17 protein-coding genes, 1 pseudogene and 1 riboswitch are annotated in these 14907 nt (G+C 74.0%); of the genes and pseudogenes, 12 read left to right on the top strand and 6 right to left on the bottom strand.

Going from position 1 to position 14907, the window contains the following annotated elements:
* Positions 1–51: 51 nt before the first annotated feature.
* The gene (locus tag JQX11_RS19095) at positions 52–393 is read right to left on the bottom strand and encodes an antibiotic biosynthesis monooxygenase family protein (RefSeq protein ID WP_204926315.1); all 342 of its coding nucleotides are present in this window, start codon (positions 391–393) and stop codon (positions 52–54) included.
* A gap of 27 nt (positions 394–420) precedes the next feature.
* Here JQX11_RS19095 and JQX11_RS19090 point away from each other — a divergent pair, with 27 nt between their 5' ends.
* The 7 genes and pseudogenes from JQX11_RS19090 to JQX11_RS19060 all read left to right on the top strand — a co-directional run bounded on the left by JQX11_RS19090 (position 421) and on the right by JQX11_RS19060 (position 5914).
* Positions 421–678: a DUF6703 family protein gene (locus JQX11_RS19090; RefSeq protein WP_204926314.1), complete on the top strand. Its 258-nt coding sequence runs from the start codon at positions 421–423 to the stop codon at positions 676–678.
* Between the two features lie 54 nt (positions 679–732).
* On the top strand, positions 733–1677 hold the full coding sequence (locus JQX11_RS19085; RefSeq protein WP_204926313.1) for a metal ABC transporter substrate-binding protein: 945 nt from the start codon (positions 733–735) through the stop codon (positions 1675–1677).
* Entirely contained in the window at positions 1674–2435 is a 762-nt protein-coding gene (locus JQX11_RS19080) for a metal ABC transporter ATP-binding protein (protein ID WP_204926312.1), read from the top strand. The genes JQX11_RS19085 and JQX11_RS19080 overlap by 4 nt, the downstream gene beginning before the upstream one ends.
* Before the next feature lie 3 nt (positions 2436–2438).
* Entirely contained in the window at positions 2439–3305 is an 867-nt protein-coding gene (locus tag JQX11_RS19075; protein WP_204926311.1) for a metal ABC transporter permease, read from the top strand.
* 43 nt (positions 3306–3348) lie between these two features.
* Positions 3349–3651 (top strand): annotated as a pseudogene (locus JQX11_RS19070) (ArsR/SmtB family transcription factor); the annotation flags it as partial.
* Positions 3652–3718: 67 nt separating this feature from the next.
* Entirely contained in the window at positions 3719–4324 is a 606-nt protein-coding gene (locus JQX11_RS19065) for a hypothetical protein (RefSeq protein WP_204926310.1), read from the top strand.
* Positions 4325–4438: 114 nt separating this feature from the next.
* Positions 4439–5914 (top strand): cellulose binding domain-containing protein, encoded by a 1476-nt coding sequence (locus tag JQX11_RS19060; protein ID WP_204926309.1) that lies wholly within the window; start codon positions 4439–4441, stop codon positions 5912–5914.
* A gap of 46 nt (positions 5915–5960) precedes the next feature.
* Here the strand turns inward: JQX11_RS19060 and JQX11_RS33465 are convergent, their stop codons facing one another.
* The gene (locus tag JQX11_RS33465; RefSeq protein ID WP_307826247.1) at positions 5961–7229 is read right to left on the bottom strand and encodes a cellulose binding domain-containing protein; all 1269 of its coding nucleotides are present in this window, start codon (positions 7227–7229) and stop codon (positions 5961–5963) included.
* A 241-nt stretch (positions 7230–7470) separates the two neighbouring features.
* Between JQX11_RS33465 and JQX11_RS19045 the strand changes: the two genes are divergently transcribed.
* Positions 7471–7638: a hypothetical protein gene (locus tag JQX11_RS19045; RefSeq protein WP_204926308.1), complete on the top strand. Its 168-nt coding sequence runs from the start codon at positions 7471–7473 to the stop codon at positions 7636–7638.
* 97 nt (positions 7639–7735) lie between these two features.
* Here the strand turns inward: JQX11_RS19045 and JQX11_RS19040 are convergent, their stop codons facing one another.
* Together JQX11_RS19040 and JQX11_RS19035 are read right to left on the bottom strand one after the other, a co-directional pair.
* On the bottom strand, positions 7736–8239 hold the full coding sequence (locus JQX11_RS19040) for a DUF6328 family protein (RefSeq protein ID WP_088644403.1): 504 nt from the start codon (positions 8237–8239) through the stop codon (positions 7736–7738).
* A gap of 123 nt (positions 8240–8362) precedes the next feature.
* Positions 8363–9196 carry an alpha/beta fold hydrolase gene (locus JQX11_RS19035; protein ID WP_204926307.1) on the bottom strand — a complete coding sequence of 278 codons (834 nt, stop codon included), beginning with the start codon at positions 9194–9196 and terminating at the stop codon, positions 8363–8365.
* 111 nt (positions 9197–9307) lie between these two features.
* A riboswitch (TPP riboswitch) is annotated at positions 9308–9413 on the top strand.
* 75 nt (positions 9414–9488) lie between these two features.
* Here JQX11_RS19035 and JQX11_RS19030 point away from each other — a divergent pair.
* From JQX11_RS19030 to JQX11_RS19020, 3 genes are read left to right on the top strand one after another with little or no spacing between them, the layout of a single operon-like run.
* Positions 9489–10079: an ECF transporter S component gene (locus tag JQX11_RS19030; protein ID WP_204926306.1), complete on the top strand. Its 591-nt coding sequence runs from the start codon at positions 9489–9491 to the stop codon at positions 10077–10079.
* Positions 10080–10112: 33 nt separating this feature from the next.
* On the top strand, positions 10113–11540 hold the full coding sequence (locus JQX11_RS19025; RefSeq protein WP_204926305.1) for an ABC transporter ATP-binding protein: 1428 nt from the start codon (positions 10113–10115) through the stop codon (positions 11538–11540).
* A 46-nt stretch (positions 11541–11586) separates the two neighbouring features.
* On the top strand, positions 11587–12387 hold the full coding sequence (locus JQX11_RS19020; RefSeq protein ID WP_204926479.1) for an energy-coupling factor transporter transmembrane component T family protein: 801 nt from the start codon (positions 11587–11589) through the stop codon (positions 12385–12387).
* Between the two features lie 150 nt (positions 12388–12537).
* Here the strand turns inward: JQX11_RS19020 and JQX11_RS19015 are convergent, their stop codons facing one another.
* Complete coding sequence (locus JQX11_RS19015) at positions 12538–12789, bottom strand: hypothetical protein (RefSeq protein WP_204926304.1); 252 nt, start codon at positions 12787–12789, stop codon at positions 12538–12540.
* 386 nt (positions 12790–13175) lie between these two features.
* Between JQX11_RS19015 and gnd the strand changes: the two genes are divergently transcribed.
* A complete protein-coding gene (gene gnd / locus JQX11_RS19010) occupies positions 13176–14621 on the top strand; it encodes an NADP-dependent phosphogluconate dehydrogenase (RefSeq protein WP_204926303.1) in 1446 nt (481 codons plus the stop codon).
* A gap of 89 nt (positions 14622–14710) precedes the next feature.
* Here the strand turns inward: gnd and JQX11_RS19005 are convergent, their stop codons facing one another.
* Entirely contained in the window at positions 14711–14896 is a 186-nt protein-coding gene (locus tag JQX11_RS19005; protein ID WP_204926302.1) for a hypothetical protein, read from the bottom strand.
* Positions 14897–14907 lie beyond the last annotated feature (11 nt).

Genomic DNA, 14907 nt, shown 5'->3' with positions numbered 1-14907 from the left:
ACGCGCGGCCCGATCGGACTCGCTGCTACCGGAGACGCAGCCGGATGTGGTTCAGCGGTGCGGACGCGCGGCCCGGTCGCTGTCGACGACCACCACCTCGCCGTCAGGGGCCGCGCCGGCCAGCGTCTCGTACGCCGAGGGTTCGTCGACCGACTCGGCGAGCAGCGGCACGGCGGTGATCTTGACGTCGAACCCGCCCAGCGCCCGCCGGTACGTCCCGACCGACTCCCACTCGGTGAGCAGGCACCAGTGCCGGGGGTCGTCGAGGGCGCGCAGGAGTTCACCGCGTAGGTAGCCGGGGCGGGCGGCGAGCGCGGCCAGCGCGGCGTGCGCCCGGGCGGTGAAGTCGTCCGACGCCTCGACGGCGACCACGAACCGGTTGGTGACCAGCACCGGGTTCCTCCTCGTAGAGTCTGTGGGATGCAGCCTACGCAGCGCCCTCTGCTGGCCCGGTTGGCCCGGGCGAACCCGACGTCGGTGTTCCTCGCCACCCTGGCGCTGGTGCTGGTGGCGCTCTTCGCGCCCGGCCCGGTCGGTGGGCTGCTCCTGCTGGCGCTGGCCGCGGGGCTGGCCTACCTGCTGACGGTCACCTGGCCGGTGCAGGCGCCGCAGACCCGGCTGATCCGGCTGGTGATGCTGACGCTGCTGGTGGCGGTGGCCCTGGTCAAGCTCTTCTGACATGCACCCATGCGTTTTTGACAATCATTCTCGTTTTCACGGACAGTTGCCGACATGACCTCCCGCACCCCGCTCCGTGCCCTGACCGCCGCCGCCACCGCCCTGCTCGTCCTGACCGGCGGCACCGCCTGCTCGACCGAGGGCGCCGGGGCCGACCCGGACCGGGTGGACGTGGTCGCCGCCTTCTACCCCCTCCAGTTCGTCGCCGAGCGGGTCGGCGGGGACGCGGTCACCGTCACCAACCTGGCCAAGCCGGGTGCCGAGCCGCACGACCTGGAACTCAACCCACGCCAGGTCGGCCAGGTCAGCGAGGCCGAGCTGGTCTTCTATCTCAAGGGCTTCCAGCCGGCGGTGGACGAGGCCGTCGCGCAGAACGCCGCCGACCGGGCCTTCGACGTGACAACCGTCGCACCGCTGCGCGACGCGACAGCCGACGGGCACGACCACGAGGGTGAGGACGGTCACGCCGAGGAGAGCGGCGGCAAGGACCCGCACCTCTGGCTCGACCCGACCCGGCTGGCCACCGTCGCCGACAGGCTCGCCGAACGGCTCGCCGTCGTCGACCCGGACCGGGCCGCCGACTACACGACGCGGGCCCGGACGCTGCGCGGCGAGCTGGAGAAGCTCGACACCGAGTACGCCGCCGGCCTGAAGACCTGCCAGCGCCGGGAGATCGTGGTCAGCCACGCCGCGTTCGGCTACCTCGCCGAGCGTTACCAGCTGGAGCAGATCGGCCTCACCGGGCTCACCCCCGACACCGAGCCCGCCCCGCAGCGGCTGGCCGAGGTCGCCCGCGAGGCCCGCGAGCACCGCGCCACCACGATCTTCTTCGAGACGCTGGTAAGCCCGAAGGTCGCCGAGACCATCGCCGCCGAGGTCGGCGCGAAGACCGCGGTGCTCGACCCGATCGAAGGGCTCTCCGCTGACGGGGGTGGGGACTACCTTTCGGTGATGCGCACCAACCTGACCACGCTCCGTACCGCCCTGGGGTGCTCGTGACCGCTCCCGTCATCCAGGTCGCGCACGCCACCGCCGGCTACGACGGCCGCCCGGTGCTGCGGGACGTCTCGCTGACCGTCACCGCCGGCGAGGTGGTGGCGGTGCTCGGCGCCAACGGCTCCGGCAAGTCCACCCTGATCCGGGCGGTGCTCGGGCTGGTCCCGCTGGGTGCCGGCACCGTCGAGCTGTTCGGCGTCCCGCAGCGCCGGTTCCGGCAGTGGCACCGCATCGGGTACGTCCCGCAGCGCCTCGGGGCCGGCAGCGGCGTGCCGGCGACTGTCCGTGAGGTGGTGGCCTCGGGGCGGCTGGCCCGCCGGGGCGTGCTGCGCCCACCGGGCCGGGCCGACCGGGCCGCGGTGGACGCGGCGCTGCGCGCGGTGGGGCTCGCCGACCGGGCCCGCGACCCGGTGGCCACCCTCTCCGGCGGCCAGCAGCAGCGCACCCTGATCGCCCGCGCCCTGGCCGGTGAGCCGGAGCTGCTGGTGCTCGACGAGCCGACCGCCGGGGTCGACGCGGCCAGCCAGGAGGCGTTCGCCGGGGCGCTGCACGACTTCGTCGGCACCGGGGGCACCGTGCTGCTGGTCGCCCACGAGCTGGGGCCGCTGCGCCCGCTGATCAGCCGGGCGGTGGTGGTGCACCAGGGTGGCGTCTGCCACGACGGCCCGGTGCCCGAACCGGCCGGGCACCACGCCGAGCCCGACCACGACCACGTGCACCCGCACGGTCCCGAGGAGCCCGCCGGGCTGTGGAGCAGCTGAACGATGGACCTCTTCCAGTACGACTTCATGCAGCGGGCGCTGGTCGGTGCCCTGGTGATCGGGCTGGCCGCCCCGGCTCTCGGCATCTATCTGGTGCAGCGGCGGCTGGCCCTGATCGGTGACGGCATCGGCCACGTCGCGCTCACCGGCGTCGGGGCGGGCCTGCTGCTCAACCGGTCCCCGGTGCTGGTGGCGGTGGTCGCCGCGATCCTCGGTGCGGTCACCATCGAGCTGGTCCGGGCCCGGGGCCGCACCTCCGGCGACCTGGCGCTGGCGCTGCTGTTCTACGGCGGCATCGCCGGTGGGGTGATGCTGGTCGGTCTCTCCGACGCCAGCAGCGCCAACCTCAACGCCTACCTGTTCGGCTCGCTCACCACCACCTCCCCCGCCGACCTGACCACCATCGCGGTGCTCGGCGCGAGCATCGCGGTGCTCATGCTGGCGCTGCGCCCGGCGCTGTTCGCGGTCTGCCACGACGAGGAGTACGCCCGGGTCGCCGGGTTGCCCGTGCGGGCGTTGAACATGCTGCTGGCGGTCGCCACCGCGGTCACCGTCACCATCGCCATGCGGGCCGTCGGCGTCCTGCTGATCAGCGCGCTGATGGTGGTGCCGGTGGCCACCGCGCAGCAGGTCACCCGGGGCTTCCGCAGCACCATGACGGCGGCCATGGCGCTCGGCCTGTTCGCCGCCGGGGCGGGGGTGTGGGTGGCGGCCACCGCCGACACCGCCCCCGGCGCCTCGGTGGTGCTGCTGGCGATCGCGTCGTTCCTCGTGGTGGCGCTGGCCGCGGCCGCCCGGCGGGTGCTGCGCCGCCGGGCCACCCCGGCCGTGGTCAGCGCGCCGGAGCCGCACGAGGTGGTGCTGCGGTGACGCCGACCGACGAACCGTCACTGGTATTGGTTACCGTTACGGGGTGACCGGCACCCACGGCTACGACGCCTTCGAGGGCGCGGGCGAGCTGCTCCGGGCGCTGTCCGCGCCGATCCGGCTGGCGATCGTGAGCGAGCTGGCCCAGGGCGAGCGGTGCGTGCACGAGCTGGTCGAGCAGCTCGGCGCACCGCAGCCGCTGGTCTCCCAGCACCTGCGGGTGCTGCGCGGCGCGGGGGTGGTACGGGGTTCCCGGCGCGGCCGGGAGATCGCCTACGCCCTGGTCGACGAGCACGTCGCGCACATCGTCGCCGACGCGGTCAGCCATGCCGGGGAGGGGCCGTCCGCCCCCGGTGAGCCGGCCGCCGGGCGCGCGGGGGGTGCCGGGCGGCCCGCGTCGTGGCACGCTGTCGGCCGTGAAGATCTACGCTGACCGTTTTCCGGTCGCCCTCCGTCAGTTCCTCACCGATCTCCTCGTCGTCGCCTGGGTCTATGCGGCGATCCGCTTCGCGATGTGGCTGTACGACCTGGTGGAGAAGCTCGCCGTACCGGGGCGGAAGCTGGAGGGGGCCGGCGGCGGCCTCGCCGACAACCTGGCCGAGGCCGGTGGCAAGGTGGGCCGGGTGCCGCTGGTCGGCGACGAGCTGACCGGCCCGTTCACCAAGGCCGCCGACGCCGCCCGCGCGGTGGCCGAGGCCGGCCGCGACCAGCAGGACCTGGTCGGTCAGCTCGCGTGGGCGTTGAGCATCGCGGTGCTGGTCTTCCCGCTCGGGCTGGTGCTGTTCGGCTGGCTGCCGCTGCGGCTGCGCTGGATGCGCCGGGCCGCATCGGCGAAGGCCCTCGCCGCCGGGCCGGCCGGCCGGGACCTGCTGGCGCTGCGCGCGCTGACCAGTCAGCCGCTGCGCCGGCTGACCCGGATCGACCCCGACGTGGCGCAGGCGTGGCGGCGGGGCGACGACGCCACCGTCGACGCGCTCGCCGCCCTGGAGCTGCGCCGACTCGGCCTGCGCGGTGGCCGGTAGGCACCGTCACCTGTTGTGTCCCCCCGGCCCGCAGGCTTAGATGATGGTGAATGTCTTAGGTCTGCAAGCCGTCGTCGTGCGTCGGCACGGACGGCCCGGAGAGGGAGCGTCCCCATGCCCGTGTCCCGCAGTCGGTCGATCCTCGCGGCGGGAGCCGCCGGGGTGGTGGCGGTGCTGGCCGCCACCCTCATCGGCCTGCCCCCGGCCAGCGCCGCCACCGGTGACGGCTCCCCCACCGACGCGAACATCGCCTTCGTCGGCCGTTGGGACCGCAGCAACAGCAGCGCGTACGTGCCGAACTGGGCGGGTGCCTACCTGAAGACCGGGTTCACCGGCACCACTGTCAAGCTGCGGCAGCGCCGCACCATCGACCTCTACTACAGCATCGACGGGGCCGACTTCCGCTACCTGACCAACGTCAGCGGCACGGTCAACCTGACCCCGACCCCGCTGCGCGCCGGCAACCACACGCTTGTGGTGTCGTACCGGGTGGTCGCCGGCTCGTACACCGGGGACGCGGTGTTCCAGGGGCTCACCCTCGACTCGGGCGCGCGTACCCTGCCGGCGGCGGTCCGGCCCCAGCTGATCGAGTTCGTCGGCGACTCCATCACCCTCGGCACCACCTCGTCCCGCACGGCGCTGACCGCGTACGGCTGGCTGACCGGCGAGCAGCTCGGCACCGAGCACACCCAACTCGGCTACGGCGGGGGCTGCCTGGTCGCCACCGCCGATGGCTGCGTCAGCGTCGCCAGCCAGTTCCTCCGCACCGGGTACGCGGCGAACAGTCCGGCCTGGGACTTCAGCCGCTACCAGGCCGACGCCGTGGTGATCAACCTGGGCACCAACGACCGCAGTCACGGGGTGAGCGGCACGGACTTCCAGAACCAGTACGTCACGTTCATCCGTACCGTGCGGGGCAAGTACCCGCGCGCGGCGATCTTCGCGCTGCGCACCTTCAGCGGCCGGTACGCCGCGGAGACCGCCGCCGCCGTCAGCACGGTCACCGGCGGCGGCGACCGCAACGTGTTCTACGTGGACACCACCGGCTGGCTGCCGGCCGACGGGCTGAGCGACTCGGTGCACCCGAACGACGCCGGGCACCGGGCGATCACGGCCCGACTCGCCCCGGTCATCGCGGCGAAGCTGACCACCACGCCGACGCCCACCCCCACCACCGCACCGCCGACCACGGCACCCCCGACCACGGCACCGCCGACCACCGCACCCCCGACCACCGCACCGCCGGTGACCACGCCGCCGCCCGGCGGGACCGGATGCGCCGTCGGATACGCGGTCACCGGGCAGTGGCAGGGCGGGTTCCAGGGTGAGGTGACGATCCGCAACACCGGCACGGCCCCGGTCGACGGCTGGACGCTGCAGTGGAGCTTCGCCGACGGCCAGCGGATCAGCCAGGCCTGGAACGCGGGCTACACGCAGAGCGGCGGCACCGTCCGCGCGACCAACGCCGGCTGGAACGGCACGATCGCGGCCGGCGCGACGGCGAGCTTCGGTTTCCTCGCCGACGCCACCGGTGCGAACAACCGGCCCGCCGGCTTCACCCTCAACGGCACCGCCTGCACGCTGTCCTGACCCCGGTCGGGCGGCCCCGGTTCCGGGGCCGCCCGACCACACGCCGTCAGCGCAGGTAGGCCGCGAGGCCGAGCTGCTGGTTGCGCAGGGCGGTGGCGACCACGCCGGCGATCTGCCGGGCCCCGGCCGTCTCGAAGTGGGTGTGGTCGGCGCAGAAGAACGCGCCCACCGCGCCCGAGTTGTAGTCACCGTTGTTCGGGCACAGCTTCAGCGTGTTGTAGAGCGTGTAGCTCAGCTTGTGCAGGTCGATGACGGGGACGTTGTTGGCCCGACCCGCGTCGAAGGTCTCGGTGAGGAAGCCCCGGTTGCCCACGGCGGTGCCACCCGAGCAGGTGATCGCGGCGGCCGGGGTGAGGAAGACCGGGTACGCGCCGCGCTGCTGGGCCGCGCGGGCCATCACGCCGAGCAGTTCCTTGTAGCGGGCCGAGCCGACGTGCCGGTTGCAGGTGGTGCTGCCGTCGTTGATGCCGAACTGGATGAACAGGTAGTCGCCGGCCTTCATCCCGCCGTTGGCGTTGAGCATGGCCTGCCAGCGGGTCGAGTAGGTCTGCGGGTTGACCACGCACTCGCCGGCCGCGTTCATCGTGGTGGTGACGTTGGGGTCATACAGCCAGGTCTGGATGCTGCGCCCGCCGACCGCGCTGTTGACCACGGTGGCGTTGCCGTTGAGGTACTGGCCGAACTGGTTGCCCCAGCCCACCGGGCAGGCCCCGCTCGACGACGGGTTGGCGACCGTGGAGTCCCCCGCCAGCCACACGGTGACCCGCGGCTGTGTCGTGGGCGTCGGGGTGGGGGTCGGCGTCCGGGTCGGGGGCGGCGTGGGAGTGAGGGTGGGGGTGGGGGTGGGGGTGGGGGTGGGCGGGGTGGACGGTGGCGGGCAGGGGGTGACGGTCGGGGTCGCGCCGGTGCAGGAGACCCCGTTGAGCGCGAACGCGGTGGGCACCGGGTTGGCGGTGGTCCACGCGCCGTTGAACCCGAAGCTGACGGCGGCCCCGGTCCCGATGGTGCCGTTGTAGCCGACGTCCGTGGCGCTGACCGCCGTCCCGCTCTGGGTGACGGTGGCGTTCCACGCCTGGCTGACCCGCTGCCCGCTGGCGAACGCCCAGGTGAGCGTCCAGCCGGTGACCGGGTCGCCGAGGTTGGTGATGGTGACGTCCGCGCCGAAGCCGCCCTGCCACTCGCTGGTGACCCTGTAGTCGACCCGGCAGCCGGTGGCCGCCGCGGTGGCGTTGCCCGCCGCGACCGCCACACCGCCCGCGAGGACCGCCAGTGTGATCGCGCCGAGTCCGGCGATACGTCGCCGCGCTGCTCTCATGATCTGCTCCTAGTCGCCGGTGCCGGGCCGGCGTCGCCCGCCCCCATCTGGACGGCCGCCCGAGCCCCGCGACGATGGCCGCAGCCCGGGACGAGAGGAGGCAAAAATCGATGTTACTCGATATTAATCTGCTCTCCCACCTCCGCCCGGCCGGGCCGGCACGCCAGGCGACGCCGCACCGGGCCGCGGGCGGTCGCGCTCGGTCGTCGGGCACCACGACCGGCTCGTCTAGGGTGGTGCGGTGCTCTACTTCCTGATCGTGATCGCCGTGCTGCTGCTGGCGTACGCCGCCGTGCTGGTCAGCTTCGTCCGGCGCGGACGCAAGATCCCGCCGCAGGCGTACCTGGTGCTGGCGCTGCTCAACGGGCTCATCCTGGCGGCCGTGCTGGCCTGGGCCATCGCCCGCTGACCCACCGGCCGGCAGCGGTGCCGGGGGCCCACCCGGGCCGCCGTCGCCCGGATGGGCCCCCGGCCCACCGCACTCGTCGCACCACCCGCGGGCGGGATCAGTCGCCGTTCAGCACCACCGGGTCGTCATCGTCGTCGTCGATGTCGTCGTCGCCCCAGTTGCGTCGGGCGAACGGCAGGATCACCCAGAAGGTCAGGAACCACAGGCCGGTGATCACGGTGAGCACCACGGCGATGCCGGTGTCGAGCACGAAGTCGGCGATCAGCAGGACCGCGCTCACCATCGCGACCAGCATGAAGGCCAGGCCAGCGGAGGCCATCCGGTGCGCGAAGCGGACCAGTTCCGGCTTGCGGCCCTGGCGGAACAGCGCCCGGTGGAAGGCGACCGGCGAAATGATCATCGCGGTGGCCGCGGCGGCGGACAGCAGGGCCAGGATGTAGACGTCCCGCTGGAACTCGCTGGTCCGGGTGAACCCGTTACTGAACGGCAGGGTCAGCAGGAAGGCGAAGAGGATCTGCACGCCGGTCTGGGCGACCCGCAGTTCCTGGAGCAGATCGGCGAAGTTGCGTTGCCATCGCTGCTTCTCGGATTCCTTCGACACGCGTTACCTCCGGTTCAGACGGTACGACCGACGGGGGCACCCCCCGTCGGCAGCAACGCCTGTGCCCGATCCACAACCGCCCGAAACCGATTCACGAACCCCGATCGGGCCGCTGCGCCGACATCATCGGGCCGACCCGCGCACCCGGGCCAGGATCGCCTCGGCCAGCGGGCCCGGCGCCTCGTCGGGAATCCAGTGGGTCACCCCGGAGAGCACCACGAACCGGTAGTCCCCCGACACGTGCCGGACGCACGCCTGCGCGGCGGCCCGTCCGATCGCCACGTCCCGGTCACTCCACACGTAGCTGGTCGGCACGCCCACCGGACCGACCGCCTTCATGTCCCGACCCGACATCGCCCGGTACCAGTTCAACGCCCCGGTCAACGCGCCGGGCGTCCGCAGCGGCCCGGCGTACCCGGCCACCCGGGCCGGGTCGCCGACGCCGGACAGCAGCCGGCGCAGCACCACCCCCCGCCCGGCCAGCAGCACCTTCTCCGCCAGGCCGGCCCGGCGGAACAACGCCATGTACGACGAGCGCGCCCGCTGCCGGCGGTCGGTGGCCAGCGCGTACCCGAAGGCGGCCGGATGCGGCACCGAGACCGCGGTGAGGGTACGCACCCGCTCCGGGTGCCCTGCGGCCAACGCCCAGGCGACGACCGCGCCCCAGTCGTGCCCCACCACGTGCGCGGTGTCGACGCCCAGCGCGTCCAGCACCGCCACCGCGTCGGCGACCAGCTCCGGCAGCCGATAGCCGGCCACCTCCGTGGGACGGGCACCGGGCGAGTAACCCCGCTGGTCGGGTGCGTACGTGCGCAGCCCGGCGGCGTGCAGGGCCGGCACCACCGCGTCCCACTCCCCACCGTGCTGGGGGAAGCCGTGCAGCAGCAGCACCACGTCGCCGCCCTCCGGGCCACCGGCCCGTACGTCGAACGTCAGTCCCCGCGCCGCTACCCGCATGATCGTCAGACTACCCAGCGAGCCGGGCCCCCGACCGGGCGTCGAATGCCGGGAACCATGACCTGCTGGGCCGTTGCCGCAGGTCGGTGCTAGCGTCTGCCGAGACAACTTCACATCCGACAGGGGAGCGCACAGCGCTGAGAGTGCGGGCACCGCCCGCAGACCCTCGAACCTGATCTGGGTAATGCCAGCGCAGGGAGTTCGGTCGACCTCCAGCCGCGCCGCCGTCCGGCTGCCGCCGGGCGCGGCGTGCGTCTTCTCCTGGTTCGATCGCTGGACTGGGAGCACCGACATGCAGCACACCACCACCAACCGGTGGCGCACCATCGACATCGTGGTCGCCGCCGTGATCGCCGTGGCCTTCGGGGTCATCTTCTGGGCCTGGGGCCTGGTCTGGAAGGCCGCCGACCCGGTCTTCGCCGCCGCACCGGCCAGCCAGGCCGTGATGTACGGCGTCTGGCTCGTCCCGGCCGTGCTCGGCGGCCTGGTCATCCGCAAGCCGGGGGCGGCCCTGTTCTGCGAGGCCGTCGCCGCCACCGTCTCCGCGCTGCTCGGCGCGGAGTGGGGTGGCATCACCATCGTCCAGGGCCTGATCCAGGGTCTCGGCGCGGAACTGGCCTTCGCCGCGTTCCGCTACCGGGCGTACCGGCTGCCGGTGGCGGTGCTCGCCGGGGCGATGACCGGGCTGAGCGCCGCCCTGTTCGACTTCTTCGTCTGGAACGCCAAGTACGCCCTGGTCAGCTACCGCCTGCCGTACGCGGCGCTGACCGTGCTCAGCGCCGCCGTCGTCGCCGGTGTCGGCGGCTGGTACCTGACCCGGGCGCTTGCCGAGACCGGGGTGCTCGACCGGTTCCCCGCCGCCCGCGACCGCACCCTCGTCTGAGGCTGCCGTGGCGAGCGGGGAAGGGTCGGCGGTGTGGCCGGGGTGAGGCTGGCCGGCTTCGGCTGGCGGCACGCGGGGCGGCGGGCCTGGGCGGTACGCGGGGTCGACCTGCGCATCGACCACGGGGAACGGGTGCTGCTGCTGGGGCCGTCCGGGGCCGGCAAGAGCACCCTGCTCGCCGCGCTGGCCGGGCTGCTGCCGGCGGACTCCGGCGAGCAGGAGGGCACCGTCGAGATCGACGGCCTCGACCCGGCCAAGGCCCGCGAACGGGTCGGCACCGTCTTCCAGGACCCGCAGTCCCAGCTCGTGATGGCCCGTTGCGGCGACGACGTCGCGTTCGGCCTGGAGAACCGGGGGGTGCCCGGCGACGAGATCTGGCCCCGGGTGGACGAGGCGCTGCGCCGGGTCGGTTTCCCGTACCACCGGGACCGGCCCACCGCGGCGTTGTCCGGCGGCGAGCAGCAGCGGCTCGCCCTGGCCGGGGTGCTGGCGCTGCGGCCGGGGCTGCTGCTGCTCGACGAGCCGACCGCCAACCTCGACCCGGCCGGCGCGGACCTGGTCCGCACGGCGGTGGCCGGCGCGTTGGACCCCGACACCACCCTGGTCCTGGTCGAACACCGGGTCGCCGACGCCCTGCCCCTGGTCGACCGGGTGGTGGTGCTGGCTCCCGGTGGCGGGGTCCGGGCCGACGGGACCCCGGAGGCGGTCTTCGCCGCGCACGGGGCCGCGCTCGCCGCCGAGGGGGTATGGGTGCCCGGTCACCCCACGGTGACGCGGCGGGCCGCCGGGCCGCCAGGCGCGGAGTTGCTCACCGCCGACCGGCTCGGCCTGCCGCCCCGGCTGGCCCCCACCGACCTTGCCGTACGCGCCGGCGAGGCGCTCGCCGTCCTCGGCCCCAACGGGGCCGGCAAGTCCACCCTCGCGCTGCTGCTCGGCGGCCTGCTCCGCCCCGGGGCCGGCCGGCTGACCGCCACCGCCGCACTGGCCGGCGGGGACACCCGTACGCCCCCGCACCGGTGGCGGGCCCCCGCCCTGGCCGGTCGGATCGGTTCGGTCTTCCAGGACCCGGAGCACCAGTTCGTCACCCGTACCGTCCGCGACGAACTGGCCCTCGGCCCGCGCCGGACGGGTCGCCCCGAACCGTCCGTCCGGGCCACCGTGGACGAGTTGCTGGAGCGGCTGCGGCTGACCCGGCTCGCCGGGGCCAACCCGTACACCCTCTCGGGTGGGGAGGCCCGGCGGCTCAGCGTGGCGACCGCCCTGGCCACCGCACCCCGGCTGCTGATCTGCGACGAACCCACCTTCGGCCAGGACCGCCGCACCTGGGGGGAACTGGTCGACCTCCTCGCCGACCTGCGCGACGCCGGACACGGCGTGGTCACCGTCACCCACGACGGGGACTTCGTCGCCGCGCTCGCCGACCGGGCGGTCACCCTGCGCCCCGCCCGGAAGCAGCCGTGACCGCCCCGCTCCCCCGCACCGCCCGTCCACCGGCGTGGGGGCGGTCGTGATCGGCCTGGAACCCGTCGCGACGCCCGGTGCGCCGCTGGCCCGACGCAACCCGGTGGCGAAGCTCGCGGCCGGTCTGGTCTTCTCGTTCCTGCTGGTGGCCAGCCTCGACCCGGTCGCGCCCGCGGTGGCGATCGCCATGGAACTGGCGCTGCTGCCGCTGTTCGGCATCCGCTACCGGGTGCTGGCCCGGCGGGCCCTGCCCCTGCTGGCCGGTGCCGTCGGCATCCTGGTCACCCTGATGCTGTTCGCCGCCGACCGTTCCGGCCGGGTGCTCTGGGAGGCCGGACCGCTGCTGGTCACCTCGGGAGTGCTGGTCACCGCGTTGGGACTGGTGTTGCGGATGCTCGCGGTCGCCCTGCCCGGGGTGATCGTCTTCGCCACCACCGACCCGACCGACCTGGCCGACGCGCTGGTGCAGAACGCGAAGGCCCCGGCCCGCTTCGCCATCGGCGCACTGGCCGCGTTCCGGCTGGTGCCGCTGCTCGGTCAGGAGTGGCAGATGCTGACCATGGCGCGCCGGGCCCGGGGGGTGGACGCCGGCCGCAACCCGCTGGCCCGGCTGCGGCTCTTCGCCGCCACGGCGTTCGCCCTGCTGGTGGGGGCGATCCGGCGCGGCACCCGGCTGGCGGTGGCGATGGACGCCCGGGGCTTCGACGCCGGCACCCCGCGTACGGTGGCCCGCCGCCAGGTGTTCCGCCCGGCCGACTGGCTGCTCGTCGCCGGAGCGGCCGCCCTGGCCGGCAGCGCCCTCGCGGTCAGCGTCGCCCTCGGCACCTTCCGCCCCCTGATCGGCTGACCCACCCGGCCCGCCGAGCGGCAGGCCGCCGGCACCATTGAGCCGAAACAGCGGTATCCGAGGGCTCGGATACCGCTGTTTCGGCGATCTGGCGTAACAGGCCCCCGGCCGAGGCGGGCCCTCGGCCGAGGCGGGCCCCCGCCGGGCGGGTCAGCTGCGGCGGAAGGCGTACCGCCGGTTCTGGCCCTGGGCGGTGGTGGAGCCGGCCCGGACCGACCGACCCGACCGCGACGGCGGTGGGGGCGGCGTCGGCCGGGCGGCGGCGTCCGGGTGGGACGACGCGACGGCGAGGGGAACCGGGTGCGCGGGCGTCACGGTGAGTGCCGCGAGCGCCGTCGGGTCCACCTCCACCGGGGACGGTACGGGACGACGGGACTTCTTCGGACTGCGCTTGGCGGGCATACGCTGCCTCCTGACGAGGTGCGGAGGGCCACCCTGCCACGCGGACGGCGGGCGGGCGGTCGACGGACGGGATCGGCTCCGGACGACCGGCCACGGGTCATCCCCCTGCGGGGAGGAGTGGGAAACGCGGACGCCCGAGCACGCGGACCCACGGCCACGGCGGTGGGTCGGCTCTGGAGAGAAGGGCGTCAGATGCGCATGCCGTCACGCTAACCCACCCCCGCACCCGGCGCACCCGCTTTTCCGACCCCGTCGCGTCGACGGCGGCGACCCCCGCCGGGCGTACGCGACCACCCTGTGACACTGGGTGGACGGCGGCTGCCGGCCCTCGCGGGCGCGCGATAGGTTCACAGCACACAGGTGACGTGAGAGGTGGCGGGTACGACATGACGCAACAGGCGACGGCGCAGATCGGCGTGACCGGGCTGGCGGTGATGGGTCGCAACCTGGCCCGCAACCTGGCCCGGAACGGGTTCACCGTGGCGGTGCACAACCGCTCCCCGGAGCGCACCCGCAGCCTGGTCGCCGAGCACGGCGACGAGGGCACCTTCGTGCCGTCGGAGTCCCTGGCCGACTTCGTCGGCTCGCTGGAGCGGCCCCGCGCGGTGATCGTCATGGTCAAGGCGGGCGCCCCCACCGACGCCGTCATCGACGAGCTGGTGCCGCTGCTGGAGGAGGGCGACATCGTCGTCGACGCCGGCAACGCCCACTTCGCCGACACCCGCCGCCGGGAGGAGACGCTGCGCGAGCACGGGCTGCACTTCGTCGGCACCGGCGTCTCCGGTGGCGAGGAGGGCGCGTTGCTCGGGCCGAGCATCATGCCGGGCGGCTCGGCGGAGTCCTACCAGAAGCTCGGGCCGATGTTCGAGAAGATCGCCGCGCAGGTGGACGGCGTCCCCTGCTGCCAGCACGTCGGCCCCGACGGCGCGGGCCACTTCGTCAAGATGGTCCACAACGGCATCGAGTACGCCGACATGCAGCTCATCGCCGAGGCGTACGACCTGCTGCGGGCCGGGCTGGGGGCGACCCCGGCGGAGATCGCGGAGATCTTCCGGGAGTGGAACACCGGCGAGCTGGAGTCGTTCCTCATCGAGATCACCGCCGACGTGCTGGCGCACACCGACGCCGCCACCGGCAAGGCGTTCGTCGACGTGGTGCTCGACCAGGCCGAGCAGAAGGGCACCGGCCGCTGGACGGTGCAGATCGCCCTCGACCTGGGCATCCCGATCACCGGCATCGCCGAGGCGACCTTCGCCCGGTCGCTGTCCGGGCACGCCGGTCAGCGCGAGGCGGCCCGCCGCACGTTCGGCGACGCGGGCGAGAAGTGGCAGGTCGAGGACCGGGACGCGTTCGTCGAGGACGTCCGCCGGGCACTGCTGGCCAGCAAGATCGTCGCGTACGCGCAGGGCTTCGACCAGATCCGGGCCGGCAGCCGCGAGTACCACTGGGACATCGACCTGGGTGGCACCGCCACCATCTGGCGGGGCGGCTGCATCATCCGGGCGCGCTTCCTCGACCGCATCCGGGAGGCGTACGACTCGCAGCCGGAGCTGCCGACGCTGCTGGTCGCGCCGTACTTCGCCGACGCGGTGAGCGACGGCGTGCCGAGCTGGCGTCGGGTGGTGGCGGACTCGGCGCGGGCCGGTGTGCCCACCCCCGCCTTCTCCTCGTCGCTCGCCTACTTCGACGCGCTGCGCGCGGAGCGGTTGCCGGCGGCCCTGATCCAGGGCCTGCGGGACAACTTCGGCGCGCACACCTACCACCGGATCGACCGGGAGGGCGCGTTCCACACCCTGTGGGCGACCGCCGACCGCTCCGAAGTGGCCGGCTGACCGACCCGTCGGTGGCCGGTGCGGTGTCGACACCGCACCGGCCGCCGGGCGGCGGGATGGTCAGCGGGGTGCGTGCGGCCAGCCGGCGGTCACCAGAACCGCCGACGGCGGGCCTTCTGCGGGCGCAGCACGTCGGCACCCCGGCTCAGCATCCGGCTCACCCCGCTGGGGCCGCGACGGGCCTCCAGGATGTGGCTCAACCGGCGGGCGCCCGCCGCGGCCAGCGGCACGGCGACCGCCATGACCGCCCACTGTGCGATCCGCTTCTGAATCATGAGTGCTCACC

Source organism: Micromonospora humida (assembly GCF_016901255.1).
Lineage (GTDB): Bacteria > Actinomycetota > Actinomycetes > Mycobacteriales > Micromonosporaceae > Micromonospora > Micromonospora wenchangensis.
This window is presented reverse-complemented; position numbering and strand designations above follow the sequence as displayed.

What these genes read in the sequence shown, in the direction of transcription:
- JQX11_RS33465 (WP_307826247.1), bottom strand. Translation starts at nt 7,229, where the DNA reads ATGAGAGCAGCGCGGCGACGTATCGCCGGACTCGGCGCGATCACACTG.
- JQX11_RS19005 (WP_204926302.1), bottom strand. Translation starts at nt 14,896, where the DNA reads ATGATTCAGAAGCGGATCGCACAGTGGGCGGTCATGGCGGTCGCCGTG.
- JQX11_RS19085 (WP_204926313.1), top strand. Translation starts at nt 733, where the DNA reads ATGACCTCCCGCACCCCGCTCCGTGCCCTGACCGCCGCCGCCACCGCC.
- JQX11_RS19015 (WP_204926304.1), bottom strand. Translation starts at nt 12,789, where the DNA reads ATGCCCGCCAAGCGCAGTCCGAAGAAGTCCCGTCGTCCCGTACCGTCC.
- JQX11_RS19075 (WP_204926311.1), top strand. Translation starts at nt 2,439, where the DNA reads ATGGACCTCTTCCAGTACGACTTCATGCAGCGGGCGCTGGTCGGTGCC.
- JQX11_RS19035 (WP_204926307.1), bottom strand. Translation starts at nt 9,196, where the DNA reads ATGCGGGTAGCGGCGCGGGGACTGACGTTCGACGTACGGGCCGGTGGC.
- JQX11_RS19030 (WP_204926306.1), top strand. Translation starts at nt 9,489, where the DNA reads ATGCAGCACACCACCACCAACCGGTGGCGCACCATCGACATCGTGGTC.
- JQX11_RS19060 (WP_204926309.1), top strand. Translation starts at nt 4,439, where the DNA reads ATGCCCGTGTCCCGCAGTCGGTCGATCCTCGCGGCGGGAGCCGCCGGG.
- JQX11_RS19090 (WP_204926314.1), top strand. Translation starts at nt 421, where the DNA reads ATGCAGCCTACGCAGCGCCCTCTGCTGGCCCGGTTGGCCCGGGCGAAC.
- gnd (WP_204926303.1), top strand. Translation starts at nt 13,176, where the DNA reads ATGACGCAACAGGCGACGGCGCAGATCGGCGTGACCGGGCTGGCGGTG.